At 39.6% G+C, this 20,143-nt stretch carries 15 protein-coding genes; 2 read left to right on the forward strand and 13 right to left on the reverse strand.

Going from position 1 to position 20,143, the window contains the following annotated elements; translation table 11 throughout:
* Positions 1-104 precede the first annotated feature (104 nt).
* Positions 105-1,835 carry a pyruvate oxidase gene (gene spxB / locus RG571_RS01710; RefSeq protein WP_308947453.1) on the forward strand — a complete coding sequence of 577 codons (1,731 nt, stop codon included), beginning with the start codon at positions 105-107 and terminating at the stop codon, positions 1,833-1,835.
* A 430-nt stretch (positions 1,836-2,265) separates the two neighbouring features.
* Here the strand turns inward: spxB and RG571_RS01715 are convergent, their stop codons facing one another.
* A complete protein-coding gene (locus RG571_RS01715; protein ID WP_002339459.1) occupies positions 2,266-2,787 on the reverse strand; it encodes an HdeD family acid-resistance protein in 522 nt (173 codons plus the stop codon).
* Between the two features lie 249 nt (positions 2,788-3,036).
* On the opposite strand from RG571_RS01715, the gene RG571_RS01720 reads away from it, so the two are divergent.
* Positions 3,037-4,659 (forward strand): ABC-F family ATP-binding cassette domain-containing protein, encoded by a 1,623-nt coding sequence (locus RG571_RS01720; RefSeq protein ID WP_258430353.1) that lies wholly within the window; start codon positions 3,037-3,039, stop codon positions 4,657-4,659.
* 128 nt (positions 4,660-4,787) lie between these two features.
* Here RG571_RS01720 and RG571_RS01725 read toward each other — a convergent pair whose 3' ends face one another.
* From RG571_RS01725 to yaaA, 12 genes are all read right to left on the reverse strand, one after another.
* Positions 4,788-5,651: a DegV family protein gene (locus RG571_RS01725; protein ID WP_002316532.1), complete on the reverse strand. Its 864-nt coding sequence runs from the start codon at positions 5,649-5,651 to the stop codon at positions 4,788-4,790.
* 666 nt (positions 5,652-6,317) lie between these two features.
* Positions 6,318-7,610, reverse strand: coding sequence for an adenylosuccinate synthase (locus RG571_RS01730; protein ID WP_002309895.1), 1,293 nt, complete (start codon positions 7,608-7,610; stop codon positions 6,318-6,320).
* Between the two features lie 667 nt (positions 7,611-8,277).
* Entirely contained in the window at positions 8,278-9,645 is a 1,368-nt protein-coding gene (dnaB, locus tag RG571_RS01735) for a replicative DNA helicase (RefSeq protein ID WP_002288373.1), read from the reverse strand.
* Positions 9,646-9,919: 274 nt separating this feature from the next.
* Positions 9,920-10,372 (reverse strand): 50S ribosomal protein L9, encoded by a 453-nt coding sequence (gene rplI / locus RG571_RS01740; RefSeq protein WP_002288372.1) that lies wholly within the window; start codon positions 10,370-10,372, stop codon positions 9,920-9,922.
* Between the two features lie 5 nt (positions 10,373-10,377).
* On the reverse strand, positions 10,378-12,351 hold the full coding sequence (locus tag RG571_RS01745) for a DHH family phosphoesterase (protein ID WP_002319563.1): 1,974 nt from the start codon (positions 12,349-12,351) through the stop codon (positions 10,378-10,380).
* A gap of 142 nt (positions 12,352-12,493) precedes the next feature.
* A complete protein-coding gene (gene rpsR / locus RG571_RS01750) occupies positions 12,494-12,730 on the reverse strand; it encodes a 30S ribosomal protein S18 (RefSeq protein WP_002288370.1) in 237 nt (78 codons plus the stop codon).
* A gap of 25 nt (positions 12,731-12,755) precedes the next feature.
* Positions 12,756-13,268, reverse strand: coding sequence for a single-stranded DNA-binding protein (gene ssb / locus RG571_RS01755; RefSeq protein ID WP_002288368.1), 513 nt, complete (start codon positions 13,266-13,268; stop codon positions 12,756-12,758).
* Positions 13,269-13,318: 50 nt separating this feature from the next.
* Positions 13,319-13,618 (reverse strand): 30S ribosomal protein S6, encoded by a 300-nt coding sequence (gene rpsF, locus RG571_RS01760; protein WP_002293129.1) that lies wholly within the window; start codon positions 13,616-13,618, stop codon positions 13,319-13,321.
* A 613-nt stretch (positions 13,619-14,231) separates the two neighbouring features.
* A complete protein-coding gene (gene gyrA, locus RG571_RS01765) occupies positions 14,232-16,703 on the reverse strand; it encodes a DNA gyrase subunit A (protein ID WP_002293127.1) in 2,472 nt (823 codons plus the stop codon).
* Between the two features lie 19 nt (positions 16,704-16,722).
* Complete coding sequence (gene gyrB, locus RG571_RS01770; RefSeq protein WP_114634998.1) at positions 16,723-18,669, reverse strand: DNA topoisomerase (ATP-hydrolyzing) subunit B; 1,947 nt, start codon at positions 18,667-18,669, stop codon at positions 16,723-16,725.
* On the reverse strand, positions 18,666-19,790 hold the full coding sequence (recF, locus tag RG571_RS01775; RefSeq protein ID WP_002288363.1) for a DNA replication/repair protein RecF: 1,125 nt from the start codon (positions 19,788-19,790) through the stop codon (positions 18,666-18,668). The genes gyrB and recF overlap by 4 nt, the downstream gene beginning before the upstream one ends.
* A complete protein-coding gene (yaaA, locus tag RG571_RS01780; protein WP_002295251.1) occupies positions 19,777-20,019 on the reverse strand; it encodes a S4 domain-containing protein YaaA in 243 nt (80 codons plus the stop codon). Before yaaA ends, recF begins: the two co-directional genes overlap by 14 nt.
* Between the last annotated feature and the right edge of the window lie 124 nt (positions 20,020-20,143).

Raw genomic sequence — 20,143 nt, forward strand, 5'->3', positions numbered from 1 at the left:
TACATTTTTGTGAAAAGACGAATTAGTTGGGATTTTCGATAAAAAGTTCTATACTCTAGATACAAAAAATTTATGGATCATCATTGCTAAAGGAGTGAAACACCATGTCAAAAATCAATGCAGGAGTCGCAATGATAAAAGTTCTTGAAAGCTGGGGCATCGACCATATTTATGGCATTCCCGGAGGATCTTTCAATTCGATTATGGATGCGCTATATCACGAAAAAAACGAAATCAAATATATTCAAGTCCGTCATGAAGAAGTCGGTGCACTAGCAGCAGCCGCAGATGCAAAATTAACCGGGAAAGTCGGCGCTGTCTTCGGCTCTGCAGGACCTGGTGCGACACATTTGATCAATGGTTTGTATGATGCACAAATGGACCATGTGCCTCTAGTAGCGTTCTTAGGACAAGTCGCTTCTACATCCATGAACTATAACTCTTTCCAAGAATTAAACGAAAATCCTATTTTCGCAGATGTCAGCGTATACAATCGTACAGTCATGACGCCCCAAAGTCTTCCACATGTCGTAGATGAAGCCATTAAAGCCGCCTATGAGCATAAAGGTGTGGCTATCGTGACGATTCCTGTTGATCTTGGTTTTGAAGAAATTGATGAACAACCTTTCTCTACTGCTCACACTCACAAAACAAGTGTGATATTACCAGAAGAAAAAGATCTGCTGGCTGCTTTGCCTTATCTTGAAAAAGCAAAAAAACCAGTTCTTTATGTTGGTCAAGGAACGCGAAACGGATTTCCGCAAATCAAAGAATTCTCAGAACATTTTTCAGTTCCTATTGTCGCTTCCGTTCTAGCAAAAGGAATTATTCCTGATGATTATGAAAACTTTCTTGGTTTTGCTGGACGTGTCGCTACTAAACCCGGAAATGAAGCATTGGCAGAAGCCGATCTGATCTTATTTGTCGGTAGCGATTTCCCATTTGGACGTGCATTTTTTAATCCAACTGCTGAATTTATCCAAATCGATATTGATGCGTCAAAATTCGGACGGCGCCATGAAACATCGCTGTCGATTCTCGGTGATGCAAACACAGCTTTGCAAAGACTGGTCGAATTAGGTGATGCTCGTCCTGCTGATAGCTGGTACCTAGCAAATCAGGAAAATAAAGAAAAATGGGTAAATTGGTTGAAATCTTTTGAAGATCGTGAGGAAGAACCGATTCGACCAGAGGCTGTCTATAAAGAAATCAATCGGATTGCTGAAGACGATGCGATTTTCGTCACAGATGTCGGTAACACGACTATCCATTCTATTCGCTTATTAAATATGAACGGTAAACAAAAACATACAATCTCTGGATGGTTCGCAACTATGGGTAATGGTGTGCCTGGAGGAATTGCCGCACAACTAAGCTACCCAGAAAAACAAGTATTTACCTTAAGTGGTGATGGCGGATTTGCTATGGTCATGCAAGATATCATTACACAAGTCAAATATCAGCTTCCAATTATCAATGTTGTTTTTTCTAATGATTCTTTTGGTTTCATCGAAGCAGAACAAGAAGATACGGAACAAAAGAAATTCGGTGTATTTTTAGAAGATGCAGATTTCGGTAAAGTTGGAGAAGCCCTTGGTGCAAAAAGCTTTACAGTCACAGAATACTCGCAACTTCGGTTTGCCTTTGATGCAGCCGCAAAATCAGACCGTCCTGTAGTGATCGATGTGAAAATCAATAACAAGCGTCCATTGCCAGTAGAAGATCTTCATTTAGATCCAAGAAAATATTCTGAAGAAGAAATCCAAGCATTCAAAGAAAAATATGAAGTCCATGATTTGCCAGTATTGAATGAATTATATGAAAAGAGGTTGTGACAACTGCGCTATGCTTCGAGTAATAAGAACGATGGACAGAAAATAGTTCCTCATATTTTCTAGGACGGCGATCTTATTACCGAGAAGCAGCAGGTGGAGCACCGTGTATCAGAGGTTGTGAAAAAGCTGCCCTGCATCAAGTAATAAGAACAGCCAAACAAAAATAGCTCGTCATATTTTTTCGTTTGGTTGGGCTTATTACCTCAGATGCAAGCTTTTGAACACCGTGTATCAAGAGATTGTGACAACTGCGGTATGTTTCAAGTATTAAGATAAAATTTGTGCCTATTGCTTTTCACATTTTTGCATAAATTTGTCTCGACACCTAAAGATTACCTCGTGCATATTTGTCCATGATAAAAAAGCCAGCTACCAATTGCAACAGTCAAATTGTTACCGGAAGCTGGCTTTTTTATTTGTTTGATTTCACTTATCTAAACGCATAGACGATATTTGTGATGCCGAATAACATAAAATAGAACCCAACTAAAAAGCTTAATGTCAACGCAGAAGAAATTGGATTAAACAATAAGAGAATTCCTAATAAAATTCCTAGAATATTGACGATGATCGTAAACCAATAATATCCTTCACTTACTCCTCTTGCCAAGTCAGCAGTAAATAACGCTAAAACTGAATCAGCAATAAACCATACTGCAAAAACAAAAGGTAATGCTGCGACTCCTACACCAATATTGAATAAGAAAAAGACGCCAACTAGAATATCGATGATCCCGATTATTAAGGGCATCTTTCCTTTATATCCTGTTAGCTCTTTTAATCTGTTACGTACAAATAGTTCAAATATCCCTTTAATAAAGGAAAAAATCGCAAAGACTACTACAATTGCAACTAAATTTCCGACAGGGTCTTGAAATGATAACAATGAGACAAGTACAAATAAAATTCCCAAAATCAATGAGCCCCAGTCGATGGTTCTTTTTTTATCCATTTTCAATCCTTCTTTCATTTCTTTTATAGTTTTATAGTACTCCCTTTTGTAAATAACTTCAAAAATTATGCTGTTGCAAACTAAAAAATCCTATAGCAGCTATTTCTACTCCTCTTTTATGTTTATTTTCTTCATTCTGTTTCACGTGAAACACAAAGAATGTTCGATTGCCTTGAATCTTTTACCTTTCCCCTATATAATTCTATAAGACTTGTCAAAAACTAATAATGATAAAAGTGAGGAAAAAAATTGATTACTGTAAATGATGTGAGTTTGCACTTTTCAGACCGCAAACTATTTGATGATGTGAATATTAAATTTACCCCCGGAAACTGCTATGGCTTGATTGGTGCAAATGGTGCAGGTAAATCAACGTTCCTTAAAGTGTTATCAGGGGATCTGCAGCCTTCCACAGGTTCCGTTACTATGGGACCAGATGAACGGATGGCCGTATTGAAACAGAACCATTACGACTATGAAGACTATACTGTACTTGAAACAGTCATCATGGGGCACAAGCGTCTGTATGAAGTGATGAAAGAAAAAGATGCGATTTACATGAAAGAATATTTCACTGACGAAGATGGTATTCGAGCAGCTGAATTAGAAGGAGAATTTGCTGAACTTAATGGATGGGAAGCAGAACCAGAAGCAGCTGTTTTACTGCAAGGTCTGAACATCCCTGAAGAATTGCACCATCAGCAAATGAGTGAATTGACTGGCGGACAAAAGGTAAAAGTGTTGTTAGCACAAACACTATTTGGTAAACCTGATGTTCTTTTACTAGACGAACCAACAAACGGTCTGGATATCCAATCGATCAATTGGTTGGAAGAATTTTTAATCAATTTTGAAAATACTGTGATCGTTGTCTCCCATGACCGTCACTTTTTGAACAAAGTATGTACACATATGGCGGATCTGGATTTTGGTAAAATCAAACTTTATGTAGGAAATTATGATTTTTGGTTGGAATCTAGTCAATTAGCGGCTAAACTCCAAGCGAATGCAAATGCCAAAAAAGAAGAACAAATCAAAGAGCTCCAAGAATTCATTGCTCGCTTTAGTGCGAATGCATCAAAATCAAAACAAGCAACTTCACGTAAAAAAATGCTTGAAAAAATTACTTTGGACGATATCCAGCCTTCTTCTAGACGTTACCCATTCGTTGGATTCAAACCTGAACGTGAGATCGGAAACGACTTATTGCAGGTAGAAAATGTAAGTGTAACGATTGATGGAAAGAAAATCTTAAATGATATATCTTTTAACTTAAACAAAGAAGACAAGGTTGCTTTTGTCGCAGAAAATGATATAACAATGACGACACTATTCAAAGTTATTATGGGTGAAATTACACCAGATACTGGAACAGTACGTTGGGGAGTAACAACAAGTCATTCTTATTTACCAAAGGATACAACGAAAGAATTCGACACGGATCTAACGATTTTAGACTGGTTGCGCCAATATGCAAGTAAAGAAGAAGATGACAACACCTTCTTAAGAAGTTTCTTAGGAAGAATGCTGTTTTCTGGTGAAGAAGTATTGAAACCAGTGAATGTTTTATCTGGTGGAGAGAAAGTCCGTTGTATGCTCTCAAAAATGATGCTTTCGAAAGCTAACGTACTTGTATTAGACGATCCAACGAACCACTTAGACTTAGAATCAATCACCGCATTGAATGATGGCTTGATGGCATTTACTGGCTCGATCCTGTTTGCCTCTCATGACCATCAATTTATCCAAACATTGGCAAACCGGATCATTGCTGTTTCAGATAAAGGTGTGATTGATCGGGCTGATACGACATATGATGAGTTCTTGGAAAACACAGATATTCAAAAACAATTGAATGAGTTATGGGCGTAACGGCCTATTTAGCTTAAAAAACAAAAAAACAGCGACCTCTAAGAGATAAGATGCTCATCTATCTTTTAAGAGTCGCTATTTTGGTTACATTCAAATCCTGGGCTTTTTTACAGAATGAGTTACTGCTTTTATCGACTGATTCCCATCGAAAAAATCGCGATACAGCCATAGCCTGTGTGACTGGCTATCGTTGGTCCTAAGGGATAAAGCTTCACATCTTTCATCTTTATCTGCTCTTCCAAAAGCCGTTTTGCCTTCTCCGCGCTCTCTAGATCCCCAGCGTAAGCCACATAAACGATTTGATCAAGTGGCGCAACGATTGTTTTTACCGTCTCATTGACGATTGTTTGGATCGACTTGTTCCTTCCGCGAACTTTGTCAACATTCGTCAGCCTTCCTTCTTTATCTACCGTAATAATAGGCTTTACACTCAATAGACTGCCCAGAGTAGCACTTGCTTTGGAAATCCTACCGCCTCGTTCTAGATACTTCAAATCGTCTACAGTTACCCATGAATGGACTTTCAAATAATTTTTTTCCAGCCACTCTAAGGTTTCTTCGATACTTTTCCCTTCTTTTTTCAATCTTGCAGCTTCCAACACTAAAAGCCCTTCCCCGATACTTGCAGCTTTTGTATCAAAAACATAGATCTCAGGGTCTTCGTATTCTTCCTTCAGTAATTCAACAGCTTGAAGCGCACTGCTGTAAGAGCCGCTTAATCCACTGGAAAAAGCCACATATAAGACAGGAATCTGTTTTTCCGCATAAGAACGGAAAAATTCTAAATATCGGCCAACATTGATTTGTGATGTCGTAGGCATCGCACCATTTTTCAGCTGATTCATGTAGCGGTCATAATTGAATGTCTTTCCGAGATCATCTACTAACTCTTGATCATTCAATTGGAGATTCATTGATAAAAAATCAATTTTTTCTTCTGCTAATACATGGTATGGCAGATCACAACAAGAATCTGTTACAATTTGATACACATTTTTCAACCCCTTCTCGTTACATTTTACTCTTATCGTCTATTATAGCAAATCTCTTGCGCTAGACACACTTTAACCGGTTTATTTTCGCAAGTTCTAATCAAAATAAGAGGTTGTGACAGAAGTGGTCAGCTTCAAGAAATAAGAAGGAATTTACGAAAATTGCTTCTCAAATTTTTGTGAAATTTCGGCTTATTTCCGTAGAAGCTACTTCTGGAACACCGTTTAGGAGGTTGTGAAAAAGCTGCTCTGCATCAAGCAGTAAGAACAATCAGATAAAAATAGCACTCCATATTTTTCATCTGATTGGGTTTAGTGCCGTAGATGCAAGCTTTTGAACACCGTTTAAGGAAGAGGTCGTGAGCCTGCCGTTTCACTCTGAGTCACAAGGATCAATTTCAAAAAACAGCTTCTCATGTTTGTTGAATATTGTGACTTGTGGCCGAGGAGTTGGCAGGAGAACACCGTTTATTCAAAAAAAGGGAACTGCGACAAGACTTTTGTCACAGTCCCTTATTCTGAATAAACAGTGTTCAAGAGACAGCCTATCGGCAATAAGGCTAAACGTCTCTTTCACCACTACCTCTTCAAGTGATTATTATCGTATAGATAAACACTTCGACTCGCTCTGGTAAGAACGTCCTGATTCAGTCGTCGTTTTTATCCTTAGATTTGCGCCCAGACGCTTTCTAAGATGTTTGTTTGTGTTCTATCAGGTCCGACAGAAAATGTTGAGATACGTACACCAACAAGCTCTGAGATACGACGTACATAATTACGTGCGTTTTCTGGCAGTTCTGCAAGTGTTTTGCATCCTGTAATGTCTTCTGACCAGCCTGGCAACTCTTCATAGATTGGTTTGCAGCGGTTCAACTCTTTCAAGCTTGCTGGATAGTGGTAGATTAGTTCGCCATCTAATTCATAAGCCGTGCAAATTTTTACGGTTTCCAATCCACTTAATACATCGATTGAGTTTAAAGATAGGTTGGTAATACCTGACACCCGTTTAGAATGGCGCATAACTACAGAATCAAACCAGCCGACACGACGAGGACGTCCTGTTGTCGTACCGTATTCTCGTCCTACTTTGCGGATTTGTTCACCTGTTTCATCAAATAGTTCAGTTGGAAATGGACCATCACCGACACGTGACGTATAGGCTTTGCAGACGCCGACGACTTTATTAATTTTTGAAGGTCCTACACCGCTTCCGATTGTAACACCACCGGCTACTGGATTAGAAGAAGTAACAAAAGGATAGGTTCCTTGGTCGATATCCAACATGACTCCTTGCGCCCCTTCAAACAACACGCGTTTACCTGCATCTAAGGCATCATTCAAGATAACCGAAGTATCTGTGACGTATTGTTTGATTTGTTGTCCATATTCATAATATTCTTCAAAAATATCGTCAAAATCAAGTGGTTCTGAATCAAACATTTTTACAAATTGACGGTTTTTATCATCTAGATTCAAACGAAGACGTTCTTCAAAAATTTCTTTATCCAATAAGTCTGCGATGCGGATACCTACACGAGCGGCTTTATCCATATAAGCTGGTCCGATTCCTTTGATCGTTGTACCGATTTTGTTTTCACCTTTCGCATCTTCTTGTAATTGGTCCAATTTGATATGATAAGGCAAGATTACGTGTGCGCGGTCAGAAATACGCAGATTACTTGTTTCTACACCTTTTTCATGTAAATAAGCTAATTCTTTGACCAATGATTTAGGATTGACTACAACGCCGTTTCCAATCACACTGATCTTGTCTTTATAAAAAATCCCAGAAGGAATCAAATGCAGTTTATAAGTCACACCGTTGAATTTGATTGTGTGCCCTGCATTGTCGCCACCTTGGTACCGTGCAATCACTTCAGCATTTTCACTGAGAAAGTCTGTGATTTTTCCTTTCCCTTCATCGCCCCATTGCGTACCTACTACTACTACAGATGACATGTGAACACCTCGTTCTATATTATTTAATCCTGAACCATTGTATCAATAATAGATACATAATTCAAATAAAATCGAATGATTTTTATTTTTATTTTATAAAAACGCTTAAAAAACGAACTTTTATCCTTTTAGAATGATTATTAAAAAAGAGGTTGTGACAGAAGTGGTCAGCTTCAAGAAATAAGAAGGAATTTACGAAAATTGCTTCTCATATTTTTGTGAAATTTCGACTTATTTTCGAAGAAGCTACTTCTGGAACACCGTGAATCAGAGGTTGTGAAAAAGCTGTCCTGCATCAAGTCATAAGAACAGCCAAACAAAAATAGCTTCTCCTATTTTTCGTTTGGTTGGACTTATTACCGCAGATGCAAGCTTTTGAATACCGTTTAAGGAAGAGGTTGTGAAATCAGCGTTCTGATCTGAGTATTAGCTCAACAAACGTCAAAATAGTTCCTCATATTTTGCCGTTTGTTGAGCTAATGCCGAGGGTCAGCTGATTGAACACCGTTTATTCGGAAAAAGGGATTGTGACAAGACTTTTGTCACAATCCCTTTGGAGATCTGTTTTAATTAAGTGCTCTAGTCACTCTTGCAGTTACTCGTCGCATCTTATACGAGTGCCCTTGGTCATTGCGCAAGGCTGAACGCTGCTTTCACAACCTATTCTTTAAAATTCTTCTCTTGGCGAAAGCGACGAAAATTTATTGTATTCTTTGATAAACAGCAGTTCAACTGTTCCTCGCGCACCGCTTCGGTTCTTCTCGATGATGACTTCGATGACGTTGTCATTTTTTGGCTCATTTCCATCATCGTCATCTCCGCCTTCTCTTTCATAATAATCATCCCGATACAAGAAGGCTACGATGTCCGCATCTTGTTCGATTGATCCGGATTCACGAATATCACTTAGTACTGGACGTTTGTCTTGTCGCTGTTCTACTCCACGAGACAACTGCGAAAGAGCAATGACAGGTACTTTCAGTTCTTTTGCCAGTTTTTTCAGTTGGCGGGAGATATCTGATACTTCTTGTTGACGGTTCTCTTTACCGTTCCCTTCAATCAACTGCAAATAATCGATCAATATCAAGCCTAGGTTGCCTTTTTCTTGCGCTAGTTTCCGACATTTCGCGCGGATCTCAGAGATCTTGATCCCTGGTGTATCATCGATAAAAATATTTGCTCGAGAAAGACTTCCCATCGCAACGATCAGATTCGACCATTCTTCTTCCGAAAGCTGACCTGTACGCAAATGGCTAGCTTCAATCGAACCTTCTGCACAAAGCATCCGATTTACAAGAGATTCCGCCCCCATTTCCAGACTGAATATCGCAACAGAACGATCTGTTTTGGTTCCTACATTTTGAGCAATATTCAATGCGAACGCTGTTTTACCTACCGCTGGACGGGCAGCCAGAATGATTAGTTCTTCGGGCTGGAAACCTGCTGTCATTTTGTCCAGACCTTGATAGCCAGTTGGTAGGCCTGTGATTTCTTCATTGTTTTGAGCTAGTCGATCGATATTTTCAATCGTTGAGTTCAGTACTTCAGCAATGGATAAAAAGCCGCTTCGATTTCTTTTTTCCGAAACCTCCAAGATACTGCGTTCTGCATCATCTAAGATCGTCTGAACTTCTTCTCCTTGCTCGAATCCTTTTGTAACGATCCCTGTTGCTGTCTGAATCAATGTACGCAATAATGATTTTTCTTCAACGATTTTCGCATAGTAGACGATATTTGCTGCTGTCGGAACTGCTAAAGCCAAATCTGATAGGTAACTTAAACCACCGGCATCTTCTAACAAATTTGCTTGTTCTAGCCGGTCTTTAACAGTAACAACGTCAATCGCTTCATTACGATCGTTCAACTCGATCATTGTCTCAAAAATAATTTGATGGCCGCGACGATAAAAGTCTTTTGGCTCTATGTACTCCATGGCATCAATGATCGTTTCTGCATCAAGAAAAACAGAGCCTAGAACCGCTTGTTCAGCTTCAATATTTTGCGGTGGGATTCGATCCTGCCACACTTCATTCATACGTATCGCTCCTTGTCTTCAATTGCTTCATTTTACAAGAAAATGATGGAAAAGTCATCATTCGCATCGAAAGTATCATAAAAAAATAGCTCTCTTTTATTATACTCGTTTTCTTCATGCTATTTTACTGTTCTCAAAAAAGAAACCGAAATCAATCTGAAATCGATATGCAGCTTGTGCTTTTGTTGCTGCAGCTGCTTTTCTCAGATAAATTTCGGTTTGTCTTTTCTCCTTCTGGTTCTTCTTACCAGCTGAACATCACTATCAAGACTTGTTATTCTTGTACGACATGAACTTTGATCGTAGCCGTCACCTCATGATGCAACTTCACAGGTACGTTTGTGTAGCCTAGTGAACGGATTGGGTTTTCTAGTTCGATTTTTCGTTTATCTAATTTGATTTTGTATTGTTTGTTTAGCCCTTCAGCAATTTGTTTTGAAGGAATCGATCCAAACAAACGGCTGTCTTCCCCTGCTTTTGCTTTTAACTCGACTACCGTATCTTCTTTTTCCAAGAATTCTTTTAATTTTTTAGCTTCTTCCAAGATTTCAGCTTCGTGTTTTTCTTGGGCTTTCTTCTGTCCAGCTAACTGACTGATACTACTTTTCGTTGCTTCTTTTGCCAAGTTATTTTTGATTAGATAATTTTGTGCATAACCTGCTGGAACTTCTTTGATGTCCCCTTTTTTACCTTTTCCTTTTACGTCTTGTAAAAAAATTACTTTCATTTGGATTACTCCTTATCATATATTTGATTCATATTTTCTTTGATTGCAGCAAAAAGCTTCTGTTTTGTTTCTTCAACTGTCGTATTCTCCAGTTGAGTAGCTGCATTTGTGAAGTGTCCTCCACCACCTAAGGATTCCATGATGATTTGGACATTGATCGTACCGGTACTTCGGGCACTGATCCCAATCAATCCGTCTGTCCGCTTCGTAATGACGAAAGCTGCGTTGATATTGATCATCGAAAGCAGTGTATCTGCTGTTTTTGCCGCTATGACACTATTATACTCTTTTTCATCTGTTCCTGCCGCCACAACAATATCAGAAGTCACATACTCGCTTCCAGCAATCAAATGACTGATTTCCAAGTATGTCGCTAAGTCCGAGCTCAATAAATATTGTACTAAGGATGCGTCTGCTCCACAAGACCTTAAATAGCTGGCAACATCAAAAGTTCGTGCAGTTGTACGAACATTGAAACTATTCGTATCTACAACCATCCCTGCAAGTAATAGTGTGGCCTCAAAGCGATCTAAGCGATTCGTTTTGCTGCTTTGGTATTGGATCAGCTCAGAAACTAGCTCTGAAGCGGAAGAGGCTGAAGATTCGATATAAGTCAGCAAAGGCTTGCTTGGAAACTCTTCCCCTCGGCGGTGATGATCAATGATCACGATCTTATCAAATTGCTCATATAGGCTCTGAGAGATCGATAGAGAAGGTTTATGATAATCCACCATCACGAGGAGGTCTTCATCTTTTTTCAGCTCTATGGCGCGTTCTGGAGAGATCAATTGCATTTCTAATTCTGGATGTTTATGGATTTCTTCGAGACAACGTTCTACATCTGGAATGATTTCGTTCTCGTTGATAACGATATAAGCCTTTTTCTGGTTGAAGCGTGCAAGACAACTGACACCAAAAGCAGAGCCTAAAGCATCCATATCCGGAAATTTGTGTCCCATGATGAACACATCGCCTGTTTCATCAAAAATCCGGCGCAAAGCGGTACTCATCGCTCGAGAACGGACGCGCGTGCGTTTGACATTCTTAGCTGATTTACCGCCATAATAAACAGGTTTTGCACCTTCTTTTACCTCTTTCACGACAACTTGGTCGCCTCCGCGGACTAGAGCAACATCTAAATTGTTCTGAGCTTCTCCACCGATTTCATCGAGGGATCTCGCGCCATAAGCAATCCCCATACTCAAGGTGATAGGTGAGCTCTGTTTTTCAGCTTCTGCTCGAAAGCGGTCCAACAAATCAAATTTTTTATCCATCATCTTTTTCAGATCGATCATCTGTGCGACGAAGAAAAACCGTTCTGCGTTGATTCTTTTGAAAAAGACATGGTATTCATTCATCCAGTCAGAAACAAGTGTAGTGACGAAAGAGTTCAAATAAGAAATCTCTTTGTCATCCAATTTATCAATAGCATCTGCATAGTTATCAATAGATAAAATACCGATCACTGGCTGACTGTTCGCCTGATGAAGTTTCAATAACTGGTTTTGGGTGATATCATTAAAATAAACGACACCCTTTACTGTATCCATATCAAACTGAAATGTTTTATCTGCTAGATAGACTTGGTTTTTCTTTTTTTCTTTTGCAGTAAAAAAAGTATCTAACAATTCTTCCTCTGTTAATCCACTTTGATCTTTGACTTTCAATGCTAAAGGATTGAGCCATTCGATTTTTTGGCTTGATGGCTGATAAGCAATCACTCCTACAGGCATGACTTCTGAGACATAAGCCAGATTTGTTTCGGCTACGGTCGAAGCCTGCTGGATTTTTTCACGTTTATTTAAAGTAAGCCAGCGTTTCATTTTCAACCAATAGCGAACGCCCCATAAATTCATCAAAAGAATGACCGAAGCGCTAACAAAACGAAATGGTAAAATTAAGACTACCAATACTTCGATTAGTATAAACAGGATAAGGAAGAGAGGTTTTGGGGATAAATGATTGTTTTTATTTTCCATAATTTTCCTCCCATATATGACTAACTTGATTTTACCATAACTTTCGTCATTCAAGCGACTAAACGAATATCGGTTATTTTTACAGAAAAAAAAGAATTGAATAGCTGATCAAAAGGATCAGTCATTCAATTCCTCGGATTTATTAGTCTTCGCTAACGAAAGGTAGCAAGCCCATGATACGTGCGCGTTTGATTGCAACAGTAATTTTACGTTGGTTTTTAGCGCCTGTACCAGTTACACGACGTGGCAAGATTTTACCGCGTTCTGAAATAAATCTTTTTAGTAATTCGATATCTTTATAATCGATATATTCAATATGGTTAGCAGCAATGTAGTCTACTTTACGACGTTTACGTCCGCCTCTTCTTTGTTGTGCCATTCTATTTCCCTCCTATCAAATTCGTTTAGAATGGTAAATCATCATCTGAAATGTCGATCGTTGAACTTGAGCCGAATGGGTCAGAAGTATCACGGTCGAAATCAGGCATACCGTTGGATGATTGAGATGTTTGATTAGAGTTATTGTTTCCGCCAAATCCGCCAGCTGATTGACCAGAACTTTGGAATCCGCCGCTTTGTTGGCGATTTTCAGATGCAGAACGACTTTCCAGCAATTGGAAGTTGTCAGCTACTACTTCTGTTACGTATACACGTTGTCCTTGCTGATTATCATAAGAACGAGTTTGGATACGTCCAGTAACACCTAAAAGTGTTCCTTTACGAGCATAGTTTGCTAAAGTTTCTGCTGATTTGCGCCAAATCACACAGTTGATAAAATCAGCCTCGCGATTGCCGCTTTGGTTTGTAAAATTACGATTCACAGCCAAAGTAAATGTTGCGACTGCCGTACCACTTGCTGTGTAACGCAAATCTGGATCTTTCGTCAGACGTCCAACTAATACAACATTATTAATCAAAATAGTCATCTCCTCTCATCGTTTTTCTATTGTTTCACATGAAACAACAATTAAGCTTCTTCTTTAACAATCATGTGACGAATGATATCGTCGTTGATTTTAGCAAGACGGTCAAATTCACTGACAGCATTTGCTGATGATGGAGAAGATACTTTAACGATGTGATAGATACCTTCACGGTAACCGTTCATTTCATAAGCGAAACGGCGTTTTTCCCAATCTTTTGATTCGATAACTTCTGCTCCGTTATCTTTCAAGATTGCATCGAAACGTTCGATTAAAGCAGTTTTTGCTTCTTCATCAATGTTTGGACGAATAATGTACATGATTTCATATTTCGTGTTTTCCATTGATATTCACCTCCCTGTGGACTTTCGGCTCTTAGGTTCCTAAGAGCAAGGAGAGTTATCTAATTAATTAGACTACTCACAAGCTTTGATTATACACTCTATTTTGGTCAAAAGCAATACAGAATAAACAGTTTCAAATATTTTAAGAGAAATTCAATTAATCAAAAAAGCGAGCAAGGGAACTGTGACAAAAGTCTTGTCGCAGTTCCCTTTTTTCGAATAAACGGTGTTCTCCTGCCAACTCCTCGGTCACAAGTCACAATATTCAACAAACATGAGAAGCCATTTTTTGAAATTGCTTCTTGTGACTCAGAGTGAAACGGCAGGCTCACAACCTCTTCCTTAAACGGTGTTCAAAAGCTTGCATCTACGGCACTAAGTCCAATCAGATGAAAAATATGGAGTGCTATTTTTATCTGATTGTTCTTACTGCTTGATGCAGAGCAGCTTTTTCACAACCTCCTACACGGTGTTCTAGAAGTAACTTCTTCGAAAAATAAGCCGAAATTTCACAAAAATTTGAAAAGCAATTTTCGTAAATTCCTTCTTATTTCTTGAAGTTGCCCACTTCTGTCACAACCTCCTTGCTAACTTAAACACTTCATCTTTATGATTATTCTTCTGTTGCTTGCTCTTCAACTGTTTGTTCTACCGCTTCTGGCTCGACTGCTGCCATTGTGACGACTTTCGTATCAGCTTCCATCTTCATCAAACGTACACCCAATGTTGAACGTCCAGTTTGAGAAACAGTCGATACGTTGAAACGGATAATCACACCTTTATCTGTAATCAGCATGATGTCTTCATTTCCAGAAACAGTGGTCAATCCGGCTAGTGGACCATTTTTTTCAGTGATATTCGCCGTTTTGATTCCTTTACCTCCGCGGCCTTTCACTGGATATTCCGATACTTTGGTCCGTTTTCCGTAACCTTTTTCTGTAATCACTAGTACTTCTTGGTCTTCCTTCATCAGGGCTGCCCCAACGACGTAATCTTCCTCACGCAGACGTATCCCTCTGACGCCGGAAGCTGTACGTCCCATATCGCGGACTGCTTCTTCTTTGAAGGTCACAGAGTAACCGTTATGTGTGCCAATGATGATATTTGACTGTCCGTCTGTCAATAGAACATTGACTAATTCGTCATCTTCTTTCAAACCAATTGCAATCAGGCCATTGCTTCGGATGTTAGCGAAAGCAGTGACAGACGTACGTTTAACTGTACCTTGACGCGTCGTAAAGAAGAGATAGTGGCCTTCTTCTGCTTCTCCCGTCACCGCAATAATTGCTTGGATGCTTTCACTCGAGTCGATACCCAGCAAATTGATGATTGGGATTCCTTTGGCTGTACGCCCGTATTCTGGAATTTCGTATCCTTTTGCCCGATACACTTTTCCGTTATTCGTAAAGAATAACAATGTATCATGGGTAGAACAAGAAACTAGATTCTTGACGAAGTCGTCATTGTGGATACCCATTCCTTGGACACCACGCCCGCCTCTTCGTTGAGCTCTGAATTCATTATTTGCCAAACGTTTGATATAACCATTGTTTGTCAATGTAATAACGATTTCTTCTTCTTCAATCAAATCTTCATCTTCTAGACTTAAGACCTCACCGACTAGTAATTCTGTGCGTCGTTTATCACCAAATCGTTGATTCAAGTCTGCTAATTCATTCTTGATGATTTCTGTGACACGTTCGGGTCTTGCCAGAATGTCAGTCAAATCTTCAATCAGTTTCAATAGTTCTTGATATTCATTTTCGATTTTTTCCCGTTCCAAACCGGTCAATCGACGCAAACGCATATCTAAGATAGCTTGTGATTGGCGATCGGATAAATCGAACCGTTCGATCATTGTTGCTTTTGCTTCGTCATCTGATTTAGACCCGCGGATAATCGCAATGATTTCATCGATATGATCCAAAGCAATACGCAAACCTTCTAAGATGTGTGCTCTTGCTTCTGCTTTTTCTTTTTCAAAGACCGTCCGTCGTGTGATGACTTCGCGTTGATGTTCGATATAATTTTCAAGGATTTGTTTCAAACTTAAAACTTTCGGCACGCCTTTTTCGATTGCCAACATATTGAATCCAAATGAATTCTGCAAGGATGTCAATTTGTATAAGTTATTCAAAATAACTGATGCGCTGGCGTCACGACGAACGTCAATGACAATTCGCATGCCTTCACGGGAAGATTCATCCCGCAAATCCGTAATTCCTTCGATACGCTTGTCTCTGTGCAACTCAGAAATCCGTTCAATCAATTTTGCTTTATTGACCATATAAGGTAATTCCGTCACGAGGATCCGTTCTTTGCCATTTGGCATCTCAGTGATCTCAACTTTTGCACGTACGGTAATAGAACCTTTACCTGTTTCATACGCTCTTCGGATTCCTGATTTTCCCATGACCAAACCACCTGTTGGAAAATCTGGTCCAGGTAATACTTCCATCAATTCATTGGTCGTCACATCAGGATTATCCATCAGCAAATCGATAGCCGCTACTACCTCAGACAAATTATGAGGTGGGATATTCGTTGCCATACCCACGGCGATCCCCGTCGTTCCGTTCACCAAAAGATTAGGGAAGCGAGCAGGTAATACAACGGGTTCTTTTTCTGTGTCATCATAGTTGCTTTGGAAATCAACAGTGTTCTTATTGATATCACGCAGCATTTCTGTAGCGATTTTGCTCATCCGTGCTTCGGTATAACGCATAGCAGCGGCACCGTCACCGTCAACAGAACCAAAGTTTCCATGACCATCCACTAGCATATAACGGTAGCTAAATGGCTGCGCCATCCGTACCATTGACTCATAGATTGCACTATCCCCATGAGGATGGTATTTACCCATGACATCTCCGACGATTCTGGCAGATTTTTTATGGGCTTTATCCGGTGTCACACCTAATTCGTTCATGCCGTATAAAATACGGCGATGAACGGGTTTCAGACCATCTCTGACATCAGGCAGTGCACGTGCGACAATAACACTCATCGCATAATCGATGAAGGAGTCTTTCATTTCGCTGGTTAGATTGACATCATGGATGTTTTCTCTGATTTCTTCACTCATTCTTTTTCCTCCTTCATGATTAAATATCTAAGTTCTTCACGTAATGTGCATTTTCCTCGATGAATGCACGACGAGGTTCTACTCGATCCCCCATCAACATTTCAAATATCTGGTCTGCCGCGATAGCATCATCCACGCTGACGCGGGCCATCATTCGATTACTTGGGTCCATAGTTGTTTCCCATAGTTGATGATCATCCATTTCTCCAAGTCCTTTATACCGCTGAACACTTGGTTTTGGTGAGGCAGGAAGTGAAGCAACGACTTGTTTCAACTCTTCTTCTGCATTCTTTCCTGGTTGTACATACGTGATATTCTTCCCTTGTTTTACCCCGTATAAAGGTGGCTGAGCAATATAGACATAACCAGCTTCAACAATTGGACGCATGTAACGGTAAAAAAGAGTCAGCAACAATGTACGGATATGTGCACCATCGACATCGGCATCAGTCATGATCACTAATTTATGATAACGAGCTTTCGATACATCGAAAGCTTCTCCAAACCCTGTACCCATAGCAGTAAATAAAGACCGGATCTCTTCATTTGCCAAGATCTTGTCCATGCTTGCTTTTTCAACATTCAAGATTTTCCCACGAATAGGCAAGATGGCTTGAAACTCTCGATTACGACCTTGCTTAGCTGATCCGCCGGCCGAATCTCCTTCGACGATGAACAATTCGCATTTTTCAGGATCGTTGCTAGAGCAGTCCGCTAATTTTCCTGGCAGATTACTAATCTCTAAAGCACCTTTACGTCTCGTTACTTCACGCGCACGTTTCGCTGCTAGACGAGCTCTGGAAGCTAGTAATCCTTTTTCAACAATTTGACGGCCCACACTTGGGTTTTCCAGCAAGAATTTCATGAAATGTTCGCTAAATAACCGATCAGTGACTGTCCGTACTTCGGAATTGCCCAATTTTGTTTTTGTTTGTCCTTCGAATTGAGGGTCAGGATGCTTGATAGAAATAACAGCTGTCAATCCTTCTCGCACGTCTTCACCGGTCAAGTTGTCGTCATTTTCTTTCATCAGCTTTTGTTTTCGGGCATAATCATTGATCACACGAGTTAAAGCAGTCTTGAATCCAGATTCATGTGTTCCGCCTTCATACGTATGGATATTGTTGGCAAAACTCATGATATTGGAATGGTAGCCGTCTGTATATTGCATAGAGACTTCAACTGCGATATCTTGCTGTTCACCTTCCAAATATACAGGTTCTGGAAAAATCACGGTTTTGTTTGCATTCAAGTATTCGACATAACTTTTGATCCCGCCGTCATAATGGTATTCATTGATGACTGGTTCTTCTTCTCGTTTGTCTTCAATCGATATACGCATCCCGCGGTTCAAGAAAGCAAGTTCACGGATCCGGGTAGCCAATTTTGAAAAATCAAACTCAGTTGTCTCTGTAAAAATTTCAGGGTCTGGCGTAAAATGAACCGTTGTTCCATGGCGATCCGTTTGTTCGATAATCTTTAAGTCGTCCACTACAGCTCCACGACGATATTCTTGATAGTACACATTTCCTTCTTTGTATACTTTGACATCAAGCTGTGTAGAAAGCGCGTTTACAACAGAAGATCCTACTCCGTGAAGTCCACCAGAAACTTTGTACCCACCACCACCGAATTTTCCTCCAGCATGTAAAACAGTAAAGACCGTTTCAACTGCAGGACGTCCAGTTTTTGCCTGGATATCTACTGGTATCCCCCGACCGTCGTCAATAACGGTGATACTGTTGTCTTTTTCAATAATCACATGGATTTTCGTTGCAAAACCTGCTAATACTTCATCGATCGAATTATCGACAATTTCCCAAACAAGGTGATGCAGACCCTCAGAACTAGTCGAACCGATATACATGCCAGGTCGTTTACGAACGGCTTCAAGTCCTTCAAGTACTTGAATCTGACTGGCATCATACTCTTTAGCGCGTTCTACTAAACTTCTTTCTTCTGTCATTCAGTTTCTTCTCCTTTTAGTTTCCCTTGTTGAACATAAAAAATCTCAGGTTCAACAGTCATTTTATTTTTTACATGGTCAAGTGTCGTTGTTGTTAAGAACGTTTGAACTTTTCCTTCGATTGTTTCTAGCAGATGGAGTTGACGATTATCATCCAGCTCGCTCATCACATCATCTAACAAAAGGATTGGATATTCCCCTGTCTCTTCTTTAATCAAATCGATTTCTGCTAATTTGACACTTAGTGCAGTTGTTCTTTGCTGTCCTTGCGATCCATAAGTCTGCACATTTTTCTGATTAATAAAAAAGGAAAGATCGTCACGATGAGGACCAACTGTCGTTGTTCCCCGAAAAAGGTCTTTCTTTTTATTTTGGTTCAAAAGTGCGAGAAATTGTTCTTGGATTTGCTCTTGCGTATGTGTTTCTAAAGAATCGACTGCGGTGAGATACTCGATTTCCAGCTGCTCTTTTTGATGGGTGATTTGCTGATGCAAAGAATTAGCCCAAAACTCCAATCGCTTGACGAACTGTGCTCTTGCTTTCAATACTTTGCTGCCAAACGCTGCTAGTTGTTCGGACAAAATATCCAAATAAAGCAAATCAGTTTGTTTTTTTTCATTCAATTGCTTTAAATACTGGTTTCTTTGTTTCAAAATTGCTTGGTATTGGACAAGATCATAAAGATAGATTGGATTGATCTGGCCTAATTCCATATCTAAAAACTTCCGCCTGATCTGCGGGCTGCCTTTTACTAAAGAAAGATCTTCTGGTGCAAATAAAATGACATTCATTTGTCCCACGTAAGTACTTAACTTTTTCTGTTCGATATGGTTGATCTTGGTTTTTCGGCCTTTTTTAGATAATAAGATTTCTAATGGAAGAGTGGATGAACCTTTTGTGATCTCTCCTTGAATCATCGCCTGATCGTCAGTCCAGCCAATCAATTCCTGCTCACTACTTGTCCGATGACTTCGCGTCATAGCTAATACGTAGATACTTTCCAAAAGATTCGTTTTTCCTTGCGCATTTTCTCCTAAAAAGATGACGAGGTTCTTGGAAAATTCGATGTTCAGCTCTTCGTAATTTCGATAATTTTTTAAATACAGCTTATTCAGCCTCATTATCGTCGTTTCCTTTTTTTACCATAAAAAAAGTTCCTACTTCTGGAACTTCAACCATCATGCCGGGATAAAGTTTGCGTCCACGACGATTTTCTGGTTCGCCATCGACTAACACAGTGTTTTCTGCCAAATACCATTTTGCTTGTCCGCCACTACCGATAACGGTGACTTCTTTCAACATTTGGCCCAACGTCATGAATTCCGTATTTAGAATGACTTGTTGTTTCAATGCCCATCCCTCATTTTCATTATTAAAAGTATACTCTATTATACCTTTTTTTCGCAATAAAACAAATTTATCCATATATTTTTCCATATAAGACGATTTAATCTAAAAAAGGTGATTTAAACAA

Origin of the sequence: Enterococcus sp. FR204 (assembly GCF_031143325.1) — a bacterium.
Classification (GTDB): Bacteria; Bacillota; Bacilli; order Lactobacillales; family Enterococcaceae; genus Enterococcus_B; species Enterococcus_B faecium.